Below are 21,828 nucleotides of genomic sequence, written 5' to 3' on the forward strand. Positions count from 1 at the left end.
AATATAAAAAAGTATGGTATAACAGTAAGAAAACGAAAAAGAGGGGAAAAGACGATGATTCGAGTAGGATATTTAGGACCAGAAGCAACATTTACAAATATGGCGGTGAGTCGTTTTTTTCCAGAAGCAGAGCATATACCATATAGAACAATTCCAGATTGTATGGATGCAGCAGCAAATGAAAATGTAGATTGCGCTGTTGTGCCACTAGAAAACGCGATAGAAGGTTCTGTTAATATTACCATTGACTATCTTGTACATGAGCAGCCGCTCTTTATTGTAGGAGAAATTACCGTACCGATTCAGCAACATTTACTTGTGCATCCAAATTATGAAGAAACATGGAAAGATGTATATGCTGTATGCTCCCATCCACATGCTATTGCACAATGTCATAAATTTTTAAATGAAAAATTAAAAGGAATAACAGTTCGAGATATGACTTCTACGAGTGCAGCGGCGCAATATGTGAAAGAACACCCAGAAGAAAAAATCGCAGCTATTGCAAATGAAGCAGCTGCTGAAAAATATGGATTAACAATTGTGCGGCACAATATACATACGCATAAAAATAATCATACTCGCTTTATTGTGTTGCATAAGAAAAAGAAGGCATCACTTCCAAGCAACGGAGAACATCGCGGAAAAAAAACGACCCTTATGATAACGTTACCTGCTGATTATGCAGGAGCACTGTATCAAGTTTTATCAGCCTTTGCATGGAGGAATTTAAACCTATCTAAAATTGAATCTCGTCCAATGAAAACAGGGCTTGGAAATTACTTTTTCTTAATCGATGTAGATCGAGCATATGATGACGTATTATTGCCAAGTGTAACAATGGAGCTGGAAGCGCTTGGATTTTCAGTCACGGTGTTAGGGAGCTATTCTTCTTATTGGTTGTAAGAGGTGAGGGATGGACTGTCGATATTTGTCGGTAAATCGATATTTCCCTTCTAATCGCTGATATATTTTGAAAATCGCCGATATAACTTCATTGGATCATACATTTGGTGATAGACTAATAAAAATCCCACCTGTTAAAGGTGGGAATTGCCAATCTAGCTAAAAAAACGCTTAAAAAGCGTTTTTTTAGCTTACTTTAACTTCGCAAGACGATCTGTTAACTGTTCACGCCAAACATTCGCTAGTTCGGGAACAGCAAGGATTTTTTCGATTCCGGCTCTATCTTGTCGGTTATGAAAGTAAATGTCGTTGGTGAATAAAACAGAGACGCGACTTGGATGAGGCTTAAGTAATGAAATTTTGGAATCTTGTCGTACGACACCTTCCTGAAGAACGCGGCATAAATAACCGGTATAACCGGTTTCTACAATACGGGGTAAGATACCAGGAAGCCCGAGCCGTTTTGAAATTGTACTACATGGTATTCTAGCTTGTGTAACTTGAATAATAGCATCGCCTAATTGATATGTATCCCCAATACAAACGTCACGCTCTAACATATTTGTGACGGTAATGTTTTCACCAAATGCAGAAGAGGGAAAGGGTATTTGAAATTCTGTTTCCCATTGCTTGTAATGCTCGTATGGATAAACACAAACAGCGCGATCAGGACCACCGTGATAACGTAAATTAGCTACATCATCACCGCGGAAGCCATCTTTCGAAAGAAACGCTTCTTCTGTAAGTTCCTTACATATACCTGTCACCATTTCTTTATTTTCACCGTACTTCATTTGCTTCGGTTTTCCTATGCTAAAGTGAACAAGTTCCATCACCATATATATCATTTCTCCTTTGTTCGCTAGTGTTAATATATATCATTTTTTGTAAAAAAGCACAGAGGATCATACAAGCCTCTGTGCTTTTTATGAATAAACAAGAAATCCGGCTCTATTTAGTGCGTCACAAGCTGCATCTAATTTTTCTTTAGAGTCTGCCTCAATAGTATGCAAGTGAACTCCATCTGTTAATTGTGAGAGGTAAGAGGCATTTGTCTCTTGAATCTTTTGTAAGTATTGTTCAACATCAAAGCGATTGCTTACCATAATAGAAGCTGTTAAATCTCCATATACAGGGTGCTCTACTTTTACATCTTTAATTGTTACACCATGATCAACAAGCATAGTAAGCTCTTGACGTACTTCTTCTGGCTTATGTTGACAGACGATAACGCGTTCAAGGGCTTGTTGTTTTGCATGTGGCTTTAAATATAAGTATCCTTGTGCAGTTGCAATAATCGGTTCATTTCGTGCTTTTAGCAAGGAAATATCTTGGACAATCACTTGTCTGCTAACATTTGTTTTCTTTGATAATTCACTTCCAGATAACGGTTTATTAGCAGCGAAAAGCCATTGTAAGATAAGCTGCCTTCTTTCTTCTCCTAAAATCTTCTTCTGTTCATTTTGTTTCATTATGATTTAACACCTCTATAAAAATGATTTCCAATTGTCTCTAATGCATGGGTGGTCGCATCAAGTTGTTGTTTTGTTGTCTGATGCCCAAATGAAAAACGTACATATTGTTTGGCCTCTTCAGCTGTTTTCCCAAGGGCGAGCATTGTTTGTGAAGGTTCATATTTACCGATTTGACAGGCGCTTCCAGTTGAAATTGCAATTTTGTGACGATTACACTCTAACATTGTGTACTGACCTTCTATTCCTTTTATTGTAACCCCAACAATATGTTGTAAACAAGCAGTAGAATGTCCCTCTACTTGAATTTCTAGAGAAAGTGATTTTAATTGATTCACGAAGTAAGAGCGCAACTGTTTAAAATGTTCTTGTGTTTTAGCTCGGTTCTGTAAGATATGCTCTGCTGCTGTTAAAAAGGCAGCGACACCAGGAACATTGACCGTACCAGGACGAAATCCTTTTTCATGGGTTGTCCCTTTGAACAATGGTTCCCAGCGAATTTGTGGGTTTATATAGCAAGCGCCGACTCCTTTTGGTCCATAGATTTTATGTGCTGAAACAGAAAGGCTATCTATTTGCATCTCTGTTACATCGATTGGGAGTTTGCCGAATGTTTGTACACAATCTGTATGAAATATAACATGATGTTTCTTTAAAAGTTTTCCTATTTCAGCTATCGGCTGAACAGTTCCAATTTCAGAGTTTCCGTGTTGAATGCTTGCTAGTACAGTATTTTCTGTGATGGAATTTTCCAAAGCATACATGTCAATCATTCCATATGAATCAACAGGAATTTCTGTAATGGTATACCCTTGTTGTTTTAAACTTTGAAAATAATTCCGAATGGATGCGTGTTCTATAGGAGTTGTAATAATATGTTTTCCTTCTCGCGCCTTTAAGAGCGAATGAATCGCCAAATAGTTGGATTCTGAACCACCACTTGTAAAAAAGACTCCCTGCTCTTTACCGTGAATCATTTGTGCAAATGACTTTCTACAAACTTGTAGTAGAGAAGAAGATGTTCCACCAATATCATGTAAACTTTGTTCATTTCCAAAATATTGTTCTGCCGCCTTTGCATACGTTTCAATCGCTTCCTTACTCATAGGTGTTGTTGCTGCATAATCAAGATATATCATCATATTTCGTCCTCTCCATGGCAGGATTACACATACTTTGTATTTATGTAAAAAGTATCCATCCACGTTGTTATGAATAACTTCGAAAAAACTCTTGTCATTATTTTAAAATTATGTAAATATAGGTGTCAAGACAATTGTAATGTGTAAATTAGGAGGCAATAATTATGCCAAGTGCAGATGTTTTAATTATTGGAAGTGGCATTGCGGCATTCCGTGTTGCAAAAGAGATTTGTCGTAAAAAAAATGTGATAATCCTTACAAAGAAAACGCGTCGCAATAACAATACATATTTAGCGCAAGGAGGAATTGCTGCAGCAATTGCTACATATGACAATCCAAATCATCATTATGAAGATACGTTAAAAGCAGGTTGTCATTATAACAATACAGAAGCTGTGCGTTACTTAGTGGAGAATGGACCAAAAGAAATTCACGAGCTCCTTGCAGCTGGTATGCAGTTTGATGGCGATGAAAAGGGACTCCACCTCGGGAAAGAAGGTGCGCATCGAAAACGACGGATTTTACATGCGGGAGGAGATACGACAGGGAAATATTTATTAGAGCATTTCATTCAAGAAATAACACCGCATGTTACAGTGATAGAACAAGAAAGAGTACTCGATTTCATCATAGAAAATGGGACGTGTAGAGGCGTTTTAACACGTGATCAAAAAGGACATATGCATCGTTATTTTGCTGAATATACAGTATTAGCAACAGGAGGCATAGGGGGATTATACACGTTTACTTCCAATGATGAAACGATAACAGGTGATGGAATTGCAATGGTATATCGAGCTGGTGGTGAGCTTCAAGATTTAGAGTTTATGCAGTTTCACCCTACGATGTTACATGTAGATGGTAGGTGCTGTGGACTTGTTTCTGAAGCTGTACGAGGCGAAGGAGCTATTCTTGTAAATGGGAAAGGAGAACATTTCATGACCGGAATACATCCGCAGCAAGATTTAGCACCGCGTGATGTAGTAGCCCGTGCGATCCATAGTCAGCTTCTCGTTGGTGAAGAAGTATATTTAGATATTTCATCTATTCAACATTTTGAAGACCGTTTTCCAACTGTTTCTTCATTATGTCGGATACATGGTGTGAATCTAAAACAAAATCGAATTCCAGTTGTACCGGGTGCACATTTTCATATGGGGGGTGTCAAAACAAACTGTGATGGGGAAACATCCATTCCACGTCTATATGCTATAGGAGAAACTGCTTGTAATGGTGTTCATGGTGCAAACCGACTAGCGAGCAATTCGTTGCTTGAGGGTCTTGTATTTGGGAAAAGAATTGGACAGCATATTTTACACAATTCGGTAACAAGGGAAAAGTTTGATAGAGCAGAGCGGGATCAAAGTCATCAAATCTTATATTTACCAACCAAAAGAGAAATACAAGAACAGATGATGAGGTATGTTGGAATTGTGCGTACAGAGCAAGGGTTATTGCAAGCGAAAAAATGGTTTGAGCATTATGGTGCGCCTCATTTTGTATTACAATACGAGGCTCTTACAAATGAAGAAATTACGATTGTCAATATGTTAACAGTTTGCTGGCTAATGGTAGATGCGGCTTTGCAAAGGAAAGAAAGCATAGGTGGACATTATCGCAGTGATGATCCAAAAAGAAGTGCAGTAGCAAAAGAAATGATGTTAATAAAATGACAAGCACGTTTGCATGAGGGAGAGAAGATAATGAACATATTAAAAGTACAGGAAGCATTAAAACAATTTTTTCTAGAAGATATAGGGGAATGGGATATAACATCTCAGTGTATCTTTCCAGATTATTTAGAGGCAAAAGGAACATTTCTTATAAAAGAAGCAGGGGTCTTTGCGGGACGTTCAGTAATCGAAGCAGGATTTCAATTAATTGATGAAAGAATTGCAGTTGAGCTTCATAAAAAAGATGGGGATCTTGTAGAGAAAGGCGAAATAATAGCAACTGTGCAAGGGCCAATTGCATCACTATTAACGGCAGAGCGCGTTATATTAAATGTCATCCAGCGTATGAGCGGAATAGCAACGATGACACGTAAGGCGGTTCTTGCTTTAGATAGTAGTCATACACGCATTTGTGATACGAGAAAGACAATGCCTGGACTACGTATGTTTGATAAGTATGCAGTCGTGTGTGGAGGTGGATTTAACCATCGCTTCGGTTTATATGATGGGGTCATGATTAAAGACAATCATATTGCTTTTGCTGGTTCTATTACAAAAGCTGTTACATCAGTGAAAGAAAAATTAGGGCATATGGTGAAAGTAGAAGTGGAAACAGAAACTGAGGAGCAAGTGAGAGAGGCTGTAGCTGCTGGTGTGGATATTATTATGTTCGATAATCGTACGCCAGATGAGATTCGAGAGTTTTCAAAGATTGTGCCAAGCGCTATTGTTACGGAAGCTTCAGGTGGAATTAAAATTGAAGATTTATCGAAATACGGAAAAACAGGGGTGGATTATATTTCACTTGGAGCATTAACGCATTCAGTGAAAGCACTCGATATTAGTTTCAATATTGAATCGTAAGAAAAGTGACTTAGAGGGAGAGAGACGTATATGAGTATTTTAGAAAAAGTACAGCCAATTGAAACGATGTTACCAGCGCGTTATTACACGATGTCAACGGAAGATATGGAAAAGCGTGTTCGTGAAATTAAAGAAAAAATGGGAAAAATGTTATGTATCCCATGTCATCATTATCAAAAGGATGAAGTGGTGCAGTTTTCAGATGCTATAGGGGATTCATTGCAACTTGCACAAGTTGCAGCGCGCAATAAAGAGGCAAAATATATCGTATTTTGCGGTGTGCATTTTATGGCAGAAACAGCGGATATGTTAACGACGGACGAGCAAGTTGTAATATTGCCTGATATGCGAGCCGGCTGTTCGATGGCAGATATGGCGGATATTGAACAAACAGAACGAGCGTGGCGAGAGCTTACAACATTATTTGGAGATACAATGATTCCGTTAACATATGTAAACTCGACGGCAGCAATTAAAGCTTTTTGCGGTCGAAATGGCGGGGCAACCGTTACGTCTTCGAATGCAAAAAAAATGGTATCTTGGGCATTTACGCAGAAAGAACGATTAGTTTTTTTACCAGATCAGCATTTGGGAAGAAATACAGCGTACGATTTAGGGATTGAACTTAATCAAATGGCTGTTTGGAATCCGAATACAGACTCATTAGAATATAGCGGGAATCTAGAGGATATAAAGGTGATTTTGTGGAAAGGTCATTGTTCCGTGCATCAAAACTTTACAGTGAAGAATATTGAGAGCTTGCGCAAAAGTCATCCTAATATGAATATTATCGTTCATCCAGAGTGTTGTTATGAAGTGGTTCAAGCTTCTGATTATGCGGGATCGACAAAATATATTATTGATACGATTGAACAAGCACCATCTAGTAGTAAGTGGGCCATTGGTACAGAAATGAATTTAGTAAATCGGCTGATTCAAAAACATTCTGATAAGGAGATTATTTCACTAAATCCTTTTATGTGTCCATGTTTAACGATGAATCGTATTGATTTACCACATTTACTTTGGGCGCTAGAATCAATAGAACGTGGTGAACAGGTGAATGTAATTCAAGTGGATAAGCAAGTAACAAAAGATGCAGTGTTGGCATTAAATCGTATGTTAGAGCGCGTTTAAAAGTAGCGGGGTTCCCGTTGCTTTTTTCCTGCATATAATCATAATTATGAGGCAAATGACATACATTGTGTTGAGAGAATCATTGTGCTTTTTTTGTTTATTTGTGCAACTAGAGAGTGTATCACTTTGAAGAACAGCCGAACTAGAAAGCAGTATTTATCAACGTATCAATCATTAGGTATGCTTAGTAGAGAGGAGTCATTCCAAAGTGTTTTGATTCATAGATAAGATATACAGGAGGGGGAAAATTTGAAGATTCATATCGTGCAAAAAGGGGATACCCTTTGGAAGATTGCGAAAAAGTACGGAGTGGATTTGGAAACGTTAAAAATAGCAAATACACAACTTAGTAACCCGGATCTTATTATGCCAGGTATGAAGATTAAAGTACCATCAGGTAGCGTTCATGTAAAGAAAAATGCGGGTGCTGGTTCAGTCCCTCCGAAAGAGTATGTCAAAGAAGTACAACAAAAAGAGTTCGCGGCAACACCAACGCCACTTACTATAGAAGAGGAAGAAGAAATCACATATGAATCTGCTCCAATTACGCAACAACCAGCTATGCAGCAAACGCAAAAAGAAATGCAAATAAAGCCTCAAAAAGAAGCACCGATTCAGAAGGAAGCGGCAATCCAAAAGGAGAAGTCAATTGAAAAGCCAGTAGTGATTGAAAAACCGCCTGTTATTGAAGAGAAAGGGCAAAAAGCTGCGAAAGAAAGTACGAAATTTTCAATAAATATATTACCACAACCACCGCAGCCGCCTATTAAACCTGCCAAGGAATATAAAATTTCAGATATAATTAAAAAGGGGAGTGAATTGATTACTCCTCAAATTCATAAAGTGAAACCAAATCATATGAAAGCACCACAAGTGAAAAAAGAAAATGCAGAGAATATCGCAGCACCACAAGTGAAAAAAGAAAATACAGAGAATATCGCAGCACCACAAGTGAAAAAAGAAAATACAGAGAATATCGCAGCACCACAAGTGAAAAAAGAAAATATGGGGAATATCGCAGCACCACAAGTGAAAAAAGAAAATATAGAGAATAGCGTATCATCACAAGTGAAAAAAGAAAATATAGAGAATATCGCAGCACCACAAGTGAAAAAAGAAAATATAGAGAATAACGTATCATCACAAGTGAAAAAAGAAAATATGGGGAATATTGCATCGCCAAATGTAGCAAAAGATAAAAAGGTGATTCCGCAAATTTTACCACCAACTATCACAATGCCAATTATGGATAATATTCAGCCACCAATCATGCCGATGATGGAAAATAATCCAATGCCAAACATTATGCCGATGACGGAAAATAATCCAATGCCAAACATTATGCCGATGACGGAAAATAATCCAATGCCAAACATTATGCCGATGACGGAAAATAATCCAATGCCAAATATCATGCCGATGGCGGAAAATAATCCAATGCCAAACATTATGCCGATGGCGGAAAATAATCCAATGCCAAATATCATGCCGATGGCGGAAAATAATCCAATGCCAAACATTATGCCGATGACGGAAAATAGTCCAATGCCAAACATTATGCCGATGACGGAAAATAATCCGATGCCAAACATTATGCCGATGGCGGAAAATAATCCGATGCCAAACATTATGCCGATGGCGGAAAATAATCCGATGCCAAACATCATGCCGATGGCGGAAAATAATCCAATGCCAAACATTATGCCGATGACGGAAAATAGTCCAATGCCAAACATTATGCCGATGATGGAAAATAATCAACCGCCAAATATCATGTCGCAACCAATGCCTTATCATCCACAGCTGATGCCACAGCAGTATCCATACCAGCAGTATCAAAATCTGCATTATAATATGTCGTATCCACAATTTACACCTATAGCACCACAATATACATCGATGCCAATGGAGAACAATATGCCACCATCTATGTCAGAAGAAGAGGACTGCGGATGTGATGAGGGAAGAATTTTGTATAGCCCTCAACCGGGGGAACCACAATCGGCAAGTCCTTTATATTATCAGCCACATCAGACTGCGTATGCACCACAGCCAGGTACGATGTATTATCAACCAGATCCGCCTGATATGTTTGGAAGTCCAATTGAAGAAGAAGAGTAAAACGTTTTAATGGATTCTTAGTGAAATATTAACAGTGTAAAAACCTCCGTTGTTACTCATGATAAGAAGGAGCTTTTCGAGAGAAAAGTTCATTCTAACAAGGGGGGTTTTTGGATTGAATAAAAAAGTGAAAGTAATTGCCGCTTCTTTGTTAGTTACCAGTGCGTTAGCAGCATGTGGTACACCTAATAATAATGCGATGGATGAGCGTAATGTGAATGATAATTACGAACGTACATCTTATTATGGTACAAATCCATATAGAGATAATGTAACGCGCACAGATCGATATACAGATTATGTAACGTATAGAAACGGAAATAGAATTACAGATCGTGTATATGATCGTCGTAATGATGTAGGGTATAACTATTATCGAGATGTAAATTATCATGGTCAAATTGTAAACCCTCATCCAACTCGTAACATTACAATGAATAATTCATACATGAACAATGATGGAAAAACAGCTGAAAGAATTACGAATCGTGTTAAGCGTATGAATAATGTGGATCGAGTTTCTACTGTTGTATATGGAAATGATGTAGTAATCGCTGTGAAACCGCGTCATACAGTAACAAATGAAACGGCAATGGCAAATGAAATTCGTCGAGCTGTTGTCGATGATGTAAGAACTCGTAACGTGTACGTGACGGTTAGAAACGATATGTTTGATCGTGTAAATACAATGAATACACGTTTGCGAAATGGAACAGTTACGAATGAGTTAAATCGTGATATTACAGATTTATTCCGCGATATTCGAGCTAGTCTAACTGGTACGGTGCGATAACGAAAAAAGAGGGGGGCTTATGCCTTCCTCTCTATTTTAGGGTAGTAAGATTCAAAGTGAAGCAAGGAAGACCGGAGGAACTCTTAGCCCGTAACAGCTCGATTGGTGAGGACAGGGATAAAGCAAACCCCTGCTGATTAAAGTTTTATTTTATATATGCAATGTATATCTTTCATATTTAGCTTGTGTTTATGTTGTATTAATGTTATATTAACAAAGCGATGAGCTAATTTACGTAAGACGAGAGATATGCTTAAGTGCTAAACACGCGGATGTGGCCGCCTGGTCTCTCGCCGTAAAACGCATCAAGACGCCTGCTAATTTCAGGCGTCTTTTTTATTTTGAAAATAAATGAAATCATATCGATAATGCGGCCAAAAGATATGAATTTTCGATAAATAGGAACAAGTGCTGTTCAACCTTATATAAGGGCATTGGATAAAACTCTCATTTCCGGAGAAACTAGAATGGGAAGTTTTACTTTATTTTGCTCGGAAGAGGTGAACAGAAATGAAATTTATCATGATTGCAGTTCAAGTCTTGCTTGTTCTATTTTGTTTATCTTACGAATCGAATGTTAGAGCTGCAGTTACGACGCCAAATGTAACGGAAAAAGAACCTCAAGTGACAGTGTTACTAGAACGTATGTATTTGGACGGAGAAGTGAGTGAGGAAATTCTTACGGAAAAAGTAGCGAATTTAGAACAGCTTTTGCAGCGATATAAAGATTGGCAACTTGTAGATCGTGATGATGTACAAATTATATTGCAAAAGAAAATAGACGATATTTCACCTTTATTGAAGACGAGCGGTTATTTTGGAGTGTCAGATGAGGGGATATTACAAATTTTTAATGGTGTACCAAAAAACGATAATGCAATTCACTCGTTTTTTCAAATTGATATGAAAAAATTAAAAAGTTATGAACGGGCAAAGTTAAAGCGAGGCATTCGGATTAAATCAAAAGAACGTTTTGTGAAGACGATGGAGAAGATGAAGCAATATGCAAAAACAAACTAGCAACTCGAAATGAGTTGCTAGTTTGTTTTATTTATTTTTATCTAAAATTTGTTTTGCAATTTCATCAATTAACATATCTTTTCCAATTGGATTGAATGCTTTTGTGTTAAAGACTTCATTGCTTACTTCATAAACGTGATTATTTTTAACTGCTTTGTTATCTTTCCAAATAGCACTGTTTTTATAATCCTCGTAAACTTTATCTGCTTCGCCACCAAAGTTTACGATAAACATTTGATCAGGTTGGAATGCAACAAGTCCTTCTAATGATACTTGTGCCATTGTTTGTTTTAAATCTGTTCCTTTTGTTGCAGGAAGTTTTAAATCGTTAAAGAGAATATCTCCATATCCAAAATTGCCATACACACGGAAATTTTGTGGTGTTATAGCAAGGAACATAAAGTTTTCATCTTTTGTTTTCTCTTTAATTTGTTTAGATAAAGAAGCGGCTTTTTTATCGTAGTTGACAATCCACTGAGTTGCTTTTTTCTCTTCGTCAAATAATTTACCGACTTCTTTAAATTTATCGCGCCAGTTTTCTAAGTTTGTTTCTAAAACGACTGTTGGTGCAATCTTTGCTAGTTGGTCATAAATTTTTAATTGACGATTGTTTAAAATAATTAAATCTGGTTTTAAAGCAGTAACTGCTTCTAAATCAACTTTAGGAGCCCAATACCATCCAACTGCTTTTACACCTTTTAGTTTTTCTTGCAAATGACCTTGGATTTTATCCTTATATGTATTCGCCGTACCAACTGGTTTATGTCCAAGTAGTAATAGTTCTTCAGATGATCCAGATAAGTCAACGATTCTTTTTGGATTTACTGGAATTGTAGCCTCGCCTTTTGCGTGTTTCACAACTTTCGTTTTTTGCTCTGTCGCACGAGTTTCTTCTTTTTTAGAAGAACAGCCGACAGTGGCTAAGACAACAAAGATGAGAGTAAATAAAATAAATAGTTTATGCTTCATCGTCATGTAGCTCCTTTATTTAATATTGATAATCATTATCGACTATGTAATAGTAATTGCATGATAGCAATCTGTCAATATAAAAAAGAGAAATTTAAAATAGAGAACATTTGTTGGGGTAGTCTCGCTTTTCTATTGCTAAGTATGTTAAAATGGAATACATGATTTGAGAGGGAGAGATCGTATTTTGTTTGAGTATGTTACAGGTTATGTAGAGTACGTAGGACCGGAATATATCGTTCTTGACCATAATGGAATTGGCTACCAAATTTTTACGCCAAACCCATATGTATTCCAAAGAAGTAAGCAAGAAATTCGGGTATACACATATCACTATGTAAGAGAAGATATAATGGCACTTTACGGTTTTAAGACACGTGAAGAGCGTTTACTATTCACAAAACTTTTGGGTGTATCGGGAATTGGGCCAAAAGGTGCGCTTGCCATTTTAGCCTCAGGTCAAACAGGGCAGGTTGTACAAGCGATTGAGAACGAAGATGAGAGGTTTTTAGTGAAGTTTCCAGGTGTTGGAAAGAAAACGGCGCGTCAAATGATTTTAGATTTAAAAGGAAAATTAGCTGATGTTGTACCAGATGTATTCGTGGATTTATTCTCAGACGAAGAGCGCTTTGATGAGAAAAAAGGTTCATCAACTGAACTGGATGAGGCGCTTGAAGCGCTCCGTGCACTTGGTTATGCAGAACGCGAAATCAATCGCGTCTTGCCAGAGTTATTAAAAGAGTCATTGACGACGGATCAGTATATTAAAAAGGCGCTTAGTCTTTTACTAAATGGTAAGAGGTGAGTAGAATGGACGAACGTCTCCTGTCAGGGGAATCTGCATATGAAGATGCAGACTTAGAATATTCGTTGCGGCCACAGACACTCCGTCAATATATTGGCCAAGATAAGGCAAAACATAATTTAGAGGTATTTATTGAGGCTGCAAAAATGCGTGAGGAAACATTGGATCACGTCTTATTATATGGACCACCGGGACTTGGGAAAACAACGCTTGCTAATATTATCGCAAACGAAATGGGAGTTAATATTCGAACGACATCAGGTCCAGCAATTGAAAGGCCAGGAGATTTAGCAGCAGTGTTAACGGCTCTTCAGCCTGGTGATGTACTATTTATTGATGAGATTCATCGTTTGCATAGATCAATTGAGGAAGTTTTATATCCAGCAATGGAGGACTTTTGTCTTGATATTGTCATTGGTAAAGGGCCGACTGCACGGTCAGTAAGGCTTGACTTGCCACCTTTTACATTAGTAGGTGCAACAACGCGTGCGGGAGCACTATCAGCGCCGCTTCGTGATCGTTTTGGGGTATTATCAAGACTGGAGTATTATACAGTAGATCAATTATCAGCGATTGTAGAAAGAACAGCAGAAGTGTTTGAAGTGGAAATTGATTCTTTAGCTGCTTTAGAAATTGCAAGACGTGCTCGTGGTACACCGCGTATCGCGAACCGTCTTTTAAGACGCGTACGTGATTTCGCACAAGTAAGAGGCGATGGAACAATCGCAATGGAAATTACACAAATGGCATTAGAGCTCTTGCAAGTAGATAAATTAGGTCTGGATCACATTGACCATAAATTCCTACTTGGTATTATTGAAAAATTCCGCGGTGGTCCAGTTGGATTAGAGACAGTTTCAGCGACAATTGGTGAAGAATCTCATACAATTGAAGATGTATATGAGCCATATTTACTGCAAATTGGATTCTTACAGCGTACGCCACGAGGAAGAATTGTTACGCCACTTGCATACCAACATTTCGGAATGGAGATGCCAAAAATATGACAGATATGTCAAAACTTCTTATAACAGCTGGTATTCTTCTCATTGTGATTGGATTAGCTTGGAAGTTTATCGGAAGGCTTCCAGGCGATATTTTTGTGAAAAAGGGAAATGTTACCTTTTATTTTCCGATCATTACATGTATTGTGTTAAGTATTGTATTATCTTTTATTATGTATATAATAAATCGACTTAAATAGAAATAGGTGGATATAGTTATGGATATTAATCTGTTTGATTTTCATTTACCAGAAGAACTTATTGCGCAAACGCCGCTTGAAAAGCGTGAAACATCAAGGTTAATGGTGTTAGATCGTGAAACAGGTGATATCGAGCATAAGCATTTTAGCGATATTTTAGCGTATTTACATGAGGGAGATTGTTTAGTTTTAAATGAAACCAAAGTTATGCCTGCTCGTTTGCATGGTGTAAAAGAAGATACAGGTGCACATATTGAGGTGCTTCTTTTAAAACAAGAAGAGGGAGATACGTGGGAAACACTTGTAAAACCGGCGAAACGTGTGAAAGAAGGAACTGTTATTTCTTTTGGCGAAGGAAAACTAAAAGCAACATGTGTAGGAACTGCTGATCAAGGCGGTCGTCAGCTTGAATTCTCTTATGACGGTATTTTTTATGAGATTTTAGATGAACTGGGAGAAATGCCACTTCCCCCTTATATTAAAGAAACATTAGAAGACCGCGATCGTTACCAAACTGTATATGCGAAGGAAATTGGTTCTGCAGCAGCACCAACAGCGGGTCTGCATTTTACAGAAGAGTTGCTGGAGAAATTGCAACAAAAAGGTGTGAAATTAGCATTCATTACACTTCATGTTGGTCTTGGAACATTTAGACCAGTTTCGACTGATAAAATTGAAGATCATCATATGCATGCTGAGTATTATCATATGTCGCAGGAAACGGCTGACTTATTAAATGACGTGAAAGTAAATGGTGGCCGTATTATTACAGTTGGTACGACATCAACACGTACACTTGAAACAATTGCTACAGAGCATGATGGTAAACTTTGCGGTGCATCTGGATGGACGGATATCTTTATGTATCCAGGTTATGAATTTAAAGCAATTGATGGTTTAATTACAAATTTCCATTTACCAAAATCAACATTAATTATGCTTGTGAGTGCATTTGCAGGTAGAGAAAATGTACTTCATGCCTATAATGAAGCAGTGAAAGAAAAATACCGCTTCTTTAGTTTTGGTGATGCGATGTTCCTTGCATCTCATGCTAAAGAGAGAATGAAATAAAGAAGGAGTAAATGTATGACAGCAATTCGTTACGAATTTATTAAGAAATGTAAACAAACGGGCGCACGTTTAGGTCGTGTGCATACGCCACATGGATCTTTTGATACACCGACCTTTATGCCAGTTGGTACATTAGCAACAGTGAAAACAATGTCACCAGAAGAATTAAAAGCGATGGATTCTGGCATTATTTTAAGTAATACGTATCATCTATGGCTGCGTCCAGGTCATGAAATTGTACGTGAAGCAGGTGGACTGCATAAATTTATGAACTGGGATCGTGCTATTTTAACGGATTCTGGTGGATTCCAAGTATTTAGTTTAAGTGACTTCCGTCGTATTGAAGAAGAAGGTGTGTATTTCCGCAATCATTTAAATGGCGACAAGCTATTTTTATCGCCAGAAAAAGCGATGGAAATTCAAAATGCTTTAGGTTCAGATATTATGATGGCATTTGATGAATGCCCACCATTCCCGGCTACTTTTGAATATATGAAAAAGTCTGTAGAGCGTACAAGCCGTTGGGCAGAGCGTTGTTTAAACGCGCATCAGCGCCCGGAAGATCAAGGGTTATTCGGTATTGTACAGGGGGGGGAGTTTGAAGAGCTTCGTCGCCAAAGTGCTAAAGACCTTGTTTCAATGGACTTCCCTGGTTACGCTGTAGGTGGTTTATCAGTAGGGGAGCCGAAAGATATCATGAATCGTGTCCTTGAGTTTACAACACCGCTTCTTCCAGAAAATAAACCTCGTTATTTAATGGGAGTCGGTTCTCCTGATTCATTAATTGATGGTGCAATTCGCGGTATTGACATGTTTGACTGTGTACTGCCAACTCGCATTGCTCGAAATGGTACTTGTATGACAAGTCAAGGTCGTCTCGTTGTGAAAAATGCGAAATTTGCAAGAGACTTTGGTCCACTTGATCCAAATTGTGATTGTTACACATGTAAAAATTATTCTCGTGCATACATTCGTCACTTAATGAAATGTGATGAAACGTTCGGAATTCGTTTAACATCTTATCACAATCTGCATTTTCTGTTAAACTTAATGGAGCAGGTGAGACAAGCCATTCGTGAAGATCGTCTTGGCGATTTCCGCGAAGAGTTCTTTGAACAGTATGGCTTTAATAAACCGAATGCTAAAAACTTTTAATACATAATATTAAAGGAGGAACAAAAATGAGTCCTGGTATGATGAATATTGTCATGATTGTTGCGATGTTTGCGATTTTCTATTTCTTATTAATTCGCCCGCAACAAAAACGCCAAAAGGCAGTAGCTCAAATGCAAAGCGAGCTAAAAAAAGGTGATGCAATCGTAACAATCGGTGGTTTACACGGTACCATTGAGTCAGTAGACGATACGACAATTGTGATTAAATCTGGTGGTTCACACTTAACGTTTGATCGCAATGCAGTTCGTGAAGTTGTAAAGAAATAATCATGAAAAGTTTTGCACAGCTTGGAAAAGAGCCTATTTTATCCTAAATAGGCTCTTTTTTTTTGCTAAAGTTACAGATTTACTATTTATCCCGCTATTTTAGGCAGTTAGACGCCCATCTAGAAACAAGGAAGATAGGGGGGAGACTAACAGACTGATTGGTAAGGGCTCATAATTAGTGAGGATGAAGAAAGCTTTCACTGATTAAAGTTTTACTTTATGTTTAACGATGGTAAGGTGCTGGGAACTGTGGATGTCATTGTTTCTAAGGTACATAATGATAAGGATACATTATCTTTGCAACCCTTTTAATTTTGCATTGTTTATGTTTTTTTACTTATGAGAAGCGTATCTGTATATAATATAGGCGTTTTGTACAAGAAATGTTGTTACTTTTTCATTTGATGTGATGTATCATTTTCAGTCATTACTTTTCTAAAAAAGGTCGATAAATAGTTCGTGTCAACATGTTGCCAACCCAAATGACCTATTATTATATTATCTCGAATTTGAAGTAAATTAATTTTGTAGAAGATATAAACATATGTAGTGTTTAGCCTACAACCCTAATGTGTCACCTTGTTTGCCTAGATACATAGTTGAGAAAGGGTTTGTATTTTTGAAAATTCAGAATTATATGTAATAAAAAGCGATGGAAGAGCAATTCATGTTACCTGAACAATAGGAACCTTATAGAAAACAGGTTGAACGATTATTATTGTCATTTGAAGTAAGAGAATTAGACTGATTTTTCAACAGAAGGCGATTTGTACTTTTAATAAATTTTATATCGGTACAATTACAACCGTGACTTGAAAAGGTAAATGCTGATGAATCGTATATTTGGAGAATAGAGAGCAAGTTGACTATTCGGGAAGTAGGGGAGGCGGGTTCGTACGTTTCTAAATCGGCTATAAAAAGCTTGAATTGGGACAAAATAGAATCGATATGTTTTTGTTTATTTCATAACCGCTTGTAGAGGTTGTAACAAGCTTTTCCGAAATGGGAATTGTAATCTCAACTTTAGGTGAGAAGAAAGCAAGACTTCAATTCATTGCAATGATTATTAAAACCATCTTTATTATCACAACTCGTATTGTAGGATAAAAGGAGGACGATGGTATGTATCCAGATTTAAAAGGAAAAGTTGTTGTTATTACAGGTGCATCAAAAGGAATAGGAAAAGCGATGTCGATTCGCTTTGGAGAGGAAAAAGCGAAAGTTGTAGTGAATTATCGTTCGAATGAAGCGGAAGCACAAGAAATCGTAGAAAAAATACAAAAGGCAGGCGGAGAAGCTATCGCGGTAAAAGGAGATGTCACGGTAGAAGCAGATGTAATCAATCTAGTTCAGACAGCTGTGAAAGAGTTTGGTACACTAGATGTCATGATTAATAATGCTGGTATTGAAAATCCGGTAGATTCACATAAAATGTCATTAAGTGATTGGAATCGAGTTATCGAAACAAATTTAACAGGTACTTTTTTAGGAAGTCGAGAAGCAATTAAATATTTTGTTGAAAATGATATTAAAGGTAGCGTGATTAACATGTCTAGTGTTCATGAGAAAATTCCATGGCCATTATTTGTACATTATGCGGCAAGTAAAGGTGGTATGAAGTTAATGACTGAAACATTAGCGTTAGAATATGCACCAAAAGGAATTCGTGTAAACAATATTGGACCGGGCGCAATCAATACGCCAATTAATGCGGAAAAATTTGCGGACCCAGAAAAACGTGCAGATGTTGAAAGTATGATTCCAATGGGATACATCGGAAAGCCAGAAGAAATTGCGGCGGTAGCAGCATGGCTTGCTTCCTCGCAAGCAAGTTATGTAACAGGAATTACATTGTTTGCTGATGGCGGAATGACTTTATATCCATCATTCCAAGCTGGACGTGGCTAATTTTAAATCCATATAGGAAGCAAAAGAGAGGTTCTTAATTTTTTCCATAACAAGCCTGCGGAGAGGATTTCTTTTCTCTATGGGTTTTATGGAATTAGTAAAGAACAAGTAGTTTCTGATGAAAAAATTCAACAGGTAATTCAGCATGTTGTAAAGCATACACCGTCAGCTTTCAACGCTCAAAGTGCCATGTTGTTGTATTAGGAGAACAACATGATAATTTATGGGATATGACAAAAGAAACATTACGAAAAATTGTTCCTAAAAATAACTTTGGTTCAAATGAAGAAAAATGAATGCATGTAAAAGTGGTTATGGAACAGTTTTATTCTTTGAAGACAGCAAAGTAGTAGAAGGGCTTCAAGAACAATTTGCATCATATTAAAGAGAATTTCCCAAGATGATCTGAGCAATCATTAGGTATGTTACAATTTGTAATTTGGACACTATTAGAAATCGAAGGATTCGGTGCAACATTACAGCAATATAATCCATTAATTGATGATGAAGTGAAAAAAGAATGGAATGTCCCAGAAATCTGGGAAATCATTGCGTAAATGTCATTAGGTAAACCGGTAGCACCAGCTGGAGAAAAAGAATTCCCGGCATTAGAAAATCACATGAAATTTTACAAATAATCTAGTTGCATACGGAAGTTTTTTTTGTTAGACGGAATACGTTCTGGATAAAAGGCCCTGCAGACGCAGGGCTTTTCTTCGTTATGGTAATCCGTTATTTCCATGTATGATGAGCGCATATTTTTTGTTTTTATTTTTGCTTTGCCGTATTCACTCCTAAGATCCCTCCAAGTGTGCTAGCTCCTATTAAAGCAAGCTGGTAGAGAAGCTGAGAGTTAGATAAAGTTTGGGAGAAACCTAAGTAATGAACGAGAAATACGAGAATTGTAAAAGTAAATCCAGTTGTAACCCCGACTAGCCACCCTCTCCCTTGCGCTTTTTTGCCAGCAATAAAACCAGCAATGAGCATAGAAAGAAGAGCGAGTATAAAAATTGTAATTGCTAATGTTCCTTCGTTAATATTTGTGAACTTTAATAAAAGAGCGATTATCATGCTTGTTATAGAAGCAAGAATCAAGATTGTGATAATGCCAGCTCCGATGGCGATAGAGAACTTTTTTGATCCATCCATTGTGCATGCCCCCTTTTTAATACAAACATATTTCAAAATTTGATAAGTTAGACTAGTTTCTTGTACATAGAGAGCATTCTTGCTATATAAATAGTTTACGAAGGAAAGGGATTCTTCGTAATTCTTCTTTCCGAATGAGCTTAAAGATGAGCAGGAGAACGATGTAGATGAGTGTAGTTAATGTAATTTCCCATAATGTTTGTATGCCGAGTGATTGAGAAAATACAACATGGTTATGAAGATAAAATCCAAACGTACCTGCGGCTAGGATGGCAATTCCCCCATAAAGATAGTCTTTTAAATAAATGGTGAATGTAATTTTTTTTAAGACGGTCGCATAATGAAGAAATGTTACTGTAATAATATTAGCAGCAATAGCAAGTGCAACTCCCATCATTTGAAATTCTGGTCTTGAGGCGAGAATAAAGATAACAAGTAATTTTACAATCGCACCAACAAATGTATTCATCATCGCAGCTTTAGCTAAGTTTAAAGCTTGTAAAACGGATGTGAGCGGGCTTTGAAAGTAATGAAATAAAAAACAAGGTGCAAGTAGTCGTATAAATGCAGTGGCACTGTCAGAACCATACATAAGAGTTAATACGGGTGAAGCAAATACATAAAGAATAATGACAGACCAACCGCCTGTAATTAAAGAAATTCGCAATGCTTGTTGCAGGCGATATTCTACTAACTGATGTTGCCTTTTCGCCATCGCTTCGCTAATAGATGGTACGAGTGCTGTAGAAAGGGCGTATGTAATGAATGCAGGTAGCGATAGGAGGGGGAAGGCATAGCCATTTAAGATGCCGTATTGCTGTGTGGCGACGGAAGCGGCAACACCAGCAATTGCCAAACTTTGCATGACGACAATCGGCTCAAAAAAATAAGAAATCGATCCAATTAAGCGACTTCCTGTCGTTGGCAGTGCAATTTCCATAAGCGAATGAAACGTATGTTTACTCTCTTTCACAGTGTTTAGAAAACCGTTGCGTATGGAAATATGTTTTTCATGCTGGAATAATGTGAGTAGAAATAATAAAGAAGCAACCTCACCAAGGACAGCTGAGAGCATAGCACCTGCTGCTGCATATTCAACGCCATAAGGTAAAAATAGCCGAATGCAGATAGCGATAATTGTGATGCGAACCACTTGTTCTAGTACTTGTGCATAAGCACCTGGCTTCATATTTTGTTTTCCTTGGAAATACCCTCGCAACACAGATGAAACAGCAATGACAGGAACGACAGGTAAAATAGCCATTAACGGATAATAGGTTCTTTCATCAGTTAAAAGTGTTTCAGCTAAAATAGGTGTGAGCAGCATGATAGCAATCGTTAAAATAATGCTAATAACAGATGTGACTGCTAATGATACGGTTAAAATTCTTTTGACCTTTTGCCGGTCATTCATTGCCTCCGCTTCTGCAACGAATTTTGCAATAGCAACGGGAAGGCCGATTTGTGTTAAAACAATGGCTAAGATGAAAGTAGGGACAGCCATCATATAAAGACCGACACCTTCTTCCCCTAAAATGCGTGCCATTACAATACGGTTAATAAACCCAAGGATTTTTGTAATCAAGCCAGCTAGCATTAAAATAAATGCACCTCGTAAAAAGCTTTGTCTTGTCATGATCTTTTTCTCCTACCTTCTCAAAATCAATGGAATGATTTACAATAATTTATATGCACGTATGAGACAAGAATGACAAGCATTTAAGAAGAATAGAAAGAAATAAAATGATTAAATGCAGTTATTGCTGTCCATTAGAGCGGGATCTTAAGCGACTTTTCGTGCTGAGATAAGAAGGAGATGTGATGTAAATTGGAAAAAGAAGATATTGTAGAAGCTTACCGCGGACAGTTACAAGTCGTTTTACAAAGTAAGATAGAAGAGTTCCGAATGATCGGGTATGATCAAGTCACAATAGAAGATATTTGGAAGTACTTGAAATTTAAAAAATGGAAAAAGGTAGATAGCAATGTTAGATTATATGAATTAGTAAATGATATATTAACGCTAACTGCAAATGAGTATATGACGTATTTAACTGTGGAAGCATATCAAGCACCGCTTTCGTCATTTGAAGAGTATGAAAATAAATAACTGACTGCAATTGGTTTGTTCTTCCTTTTGCAGTATAATGAT

Annotated in this window: 20 protein-coding genes and 3 pseudogenes; 17 read left to right on the forward strand and 6 right to left on the reverse strand. The window is 37.4% G+C overall.

The window, feature by feature from the left end:
- Positions 1–54: 54 nt before the first annotated feature.
- Positions 55–906, forward strand: coding sequence for a prephenate dehydratase (gene pheA, locus MR059_RS03805; protein ID WP_012095609.1), 852 nt, complete (start codon positions 55–57; stop codon positions 904–906).
- Between the two features lie 191 nt (positions 907–1,097).
- On the opposite strand, the gene MR059_RS03810 is transcribed toward pheA, so the two are convergent.
- The 3 genes from MR059_RS03810 to MR059_RS03820 all read right to left on the reverse strand — a co-directional run bounded on the left by MR059_RS03810 (position 1,098) and on the right by MR059_RS03820 (position 3,520).
- Positions 1,098–1,745: an MOSC domain-containing protein gene (locus MR059_RS03810; RefSeq protein ID WP_012095608.1), complete on the reverse strand. Its 648-nt coding sequence runs from the start codon at positions 1,743–1,745 to the stop codon at positions 1,098–1,100.
- A gap of 87 nt (positions 1,746–1,832) precedes the next feature.
- Positions 1,833–2,378: a transcription repressor NadR gene (locus MR059_RS03815; protein WP_012095607.1), complete on the reverse strand. Its 546-nt coding sequence runs from the start codon at positions 2,376–2,378 to the stop codon at positions 1,833–1,835.
- Positions 2,378–3,520 (reverse strand): IscS subfamily cysteine desulfurase, encoded by a 1,143-nt coding sequence (locus tag MR059_RS03820; protein WP_012095606.1) that lies wholly within the window; start codon positions 3,518–3,520, stop codon positions 2,378–2,380. Before MR059_RS03820 ends, MR059_RS03815 begins: the two co-directional genes overlap by 1 nt.
- Positions 3,521–3,684: 164 nt before the next feature.
- On the opposite strand from MR059_RS03820, the gene nadB reads away from it, so the two are divergent.
- From nadB to MR059_RS03850, 6 genes and pseudogenes are all read left to right on the forward strand, one after another.
- Positions 3,685–5,193, forward strand: coding sequence for an L-aspartate oxidase (gene nadB, locus MR059_RS03825; protein ID WP_012095605.1), 1,509 nt, complete (start codon positions 3,685–3,687; stop codon positions 5,191–5,193).
- 30 nt (positions 5,194–5,223) lie between these two features.
- On the forward strand, positions 5,224–6,057 hold the full coding sequence (gene nadC, locus MR059_RS03830; protein ID WP_012095604.1) for a carboxylating nicotinate-nucleotide diphosphorylase: 834 nt from the start codon (positions 5,224–5,226) through the stop codon (positions 6,055–6,057).
- Between the two features lie 30 nt (positions 6,058–6,087).
- A complete protein-coding gene (nadA, locus tag MR059_RS03835; RefSeq protein WP_012095603.1) occupies positions 6,088–7,194 on the forward strand; it encodes a quinolinate synthase NadA in 1,107 nt (368 codons plus the stop codon).
- 249 nt (positions 7,195–7,443) lie between these two features.
- Positions 7,444–7,612 (forward strand): annotated as a pseudogene (gene safA / locus MR059_RS22160) (SafA/ExsA family spore coat assembly protein); the annotation flags it as partial.
- 1,818 nt (positions 7,613–9,430) lie between these two features.
- A complete protein-coding gene (locus MR059_RS03845) occupies positions 9,431–10,108 on the forward strand; it encodes a YhcN/YlaJ family sporulation lipoprotein (protein ID WP_048724179.1) in 678 nt (225 codons plus the stop codon).
- Positions 10,109–10,618: 510 nt separating this feature from the next.
- Positions 10,619–11,128, forward strand: coding sequence for a BofC C-terminal domain-containing protein (locus tag MR059_RS03850; RefSeq protein ID WP_012095600.1), 510 nt, complete (start codon positions 10,619–10,621; stop codon positions 11,126–11,128).
- Between the two features lie 27 nt (positions 11,129–11,155).
- Here MR059_RS03850 and MR059_RS03855 read toward each other — a convergent pair whose 3' ends face one another.
- Positions 11,156–12,097, reverse strand: a complete 942-nt coding sequence (locus MR059_RS03855) for an iron-hydroxamate ABC transporter substrate-binding protein (protein WP_041810044.1) — start codon at positions 12,095–12,097, stop codon at positions 11,156–11,158.
- Positions 12,098–12,284: 187 nt separating this feature from the next.
- Here MR059_RS03855 and ruvA point away from each other — a divergent pair, with 187 nt between their 5' ends.
- The 9 genes and pseudogenes from ruvA (at position 12,285) to MR059_RS03900 (ending at position 19,165) form a co-directional block, all read left to right on the forward strand.
- A complete protein-coding gene (gene ruvA, locus MR059_RS03860; protein WP_012095598.1) occupies positions 12,285–12,902 on the forward strand; it encodes a Holliday junction DNA helicase RuvA in 618 nt (205 codons plus the stop codon).
- Between the two features lie 5 nt (positions 12,903–12,907).
- Positions 12,908–13,909: a Holliday junction branch migration DNA helicase RuvB gene (gene ruvB, locus MR059_RS03865; RefSeq protein WP_012095597.1), complete on the forward strand. Its 1,002-nt coding sequence runs from the start codon at positions 12,908–12,910 to the stop codon at positions 13,907–13,909.
- A complete protein-coding gene (locus tag MR059_RS03870) occupies positions 13,906–14,106 on the forward strand; it encodes a DUF2905 domain-containing protein (RefSeq protein WP_012095596.1) in 201 nt (66 codons plus the stop codon). Before ruvB ends, MR059_RS03870 begins: the two co-directional genes overlap by 4 nt.
- A gap of 18 nt (positions 14,107–14,124) precedes the next feature.
- Complete coding sequence (gene queA / locus MR059_RS03875) at positions 14,125–15,177, forward strand: tRNA preQ1(34) S-adenosylmethionine ribosyltransferase-isomerase QueA (RefSeq protein WP_012095595.1); 1,053 nt, start codon at positions 14,125–14,127, stop codon at positions 15,175–15,177.
- Positions 15,178–15,192: 15 nt separating this feature from the next.
- Positions 15,193–16,332, forward strand: a complete 1,140-nt coding sequence (gene tgt, locus MR059_RS03880) for a tRNA guanosine(34) transglycosylase Tgt (protein WP_012095594.1) — start codon at positions 15,193–15,195, stop codon at positions 16,330–16,332.
- Positions 16,333–16,358: 26 nt separating this feature from the next.
- A complete protein-coding gene (gene yajC / locus MR059_RS03885) occupies positions 16,359–16,619 on the forward strand; it encodes a preprotein translocase subunit YajC (RefSeq protein ID WP_012095593.1) in 261 nt (86 codons plus the stop codon).
- A gap of 945 nt (positions 16,620–17,564) precedes the next feature.
- Positions 17,565–17,726: pseudogene (locus MR059_RS21970) on the forward strand (glucose transporter GlcU); the annotation flags it as partial.
- A 15-nt stretch (positions 17,727–17,741) separates the two neighbouring features.
- Complete coding sequence (gene gdh / locus MR059_RS03895; RefSeq protein ID WP_012095592.1) at positions 17,742–18,527, forward strand: glucose 1-dehydrogenase; 786 nt, start codon at positions 17,742–17,744, stop codon at positions 18,525–18,527.
- A gap of 66 nt (positions 18,528–18,593) precedes the next feature.
- Positions 18,594–19,165 (forward strand): annotated as a pseudogene (locus MR059_RS03900) (nitroreductase family protein).
- Positions 19,166–19,295: 130 nt separating this feature from the next.
- On the opposite strand, the gene MR059_RS03905 reads toward MR059_RS03900, so the two are convergent.
- Positions 19,296–19,676 carry a TIGR04086 family membrane protein gene (locus MR059_RS03905; protein WP_012095591.1) on the reverse strand — a complete coding sequence of 127 codons (381 nt, stop codon included), beginning with the start codon at positions 19,674–19,676 and terminating at the stop codon, positions 19,296–19,298.
- 82 nt (positions 19,677–19,758) lie between these two features.
- Entirely contained in the window at positions 19,759–21,312 is a 1,554-nt protein-coding gene (spoVB, locus tag MR059_RS03910; protein ID WP_012095590.1) for a stage V sporulation protein B, read from the reverse strand.
- A gap of 192 nt (positions 21,313–21,504) precedes the next feature.
- Here spoVB and MR059_RS03915 point away from each other — a divergent pair, with 192 nt between their 5' ends.
- A complete protein-coding gene (locus MR059_RS03915; RefSeq protein WP_012095589.1) occupies positions 21,505–21,786 on the forward strand; it encodes a post-transcriptional regulator in 282 nt (93 codons plus the stop codon).
- Positions 21,787–21,828: the final 42 nt, after the last annotated feature.

The sequence above is a fragment of the Bacillus cereus group sp. BfR-BA-01522 genome (assembly GCF_022662635.1).
In the GTDB taxonomy this organism is placed as follows: domain Bacteria; phylum Bacillota; class Bacilli; order Bacillales; family Bacillaceae_G; genus Bacillus_A; species Bacillus_A cytotoxicus.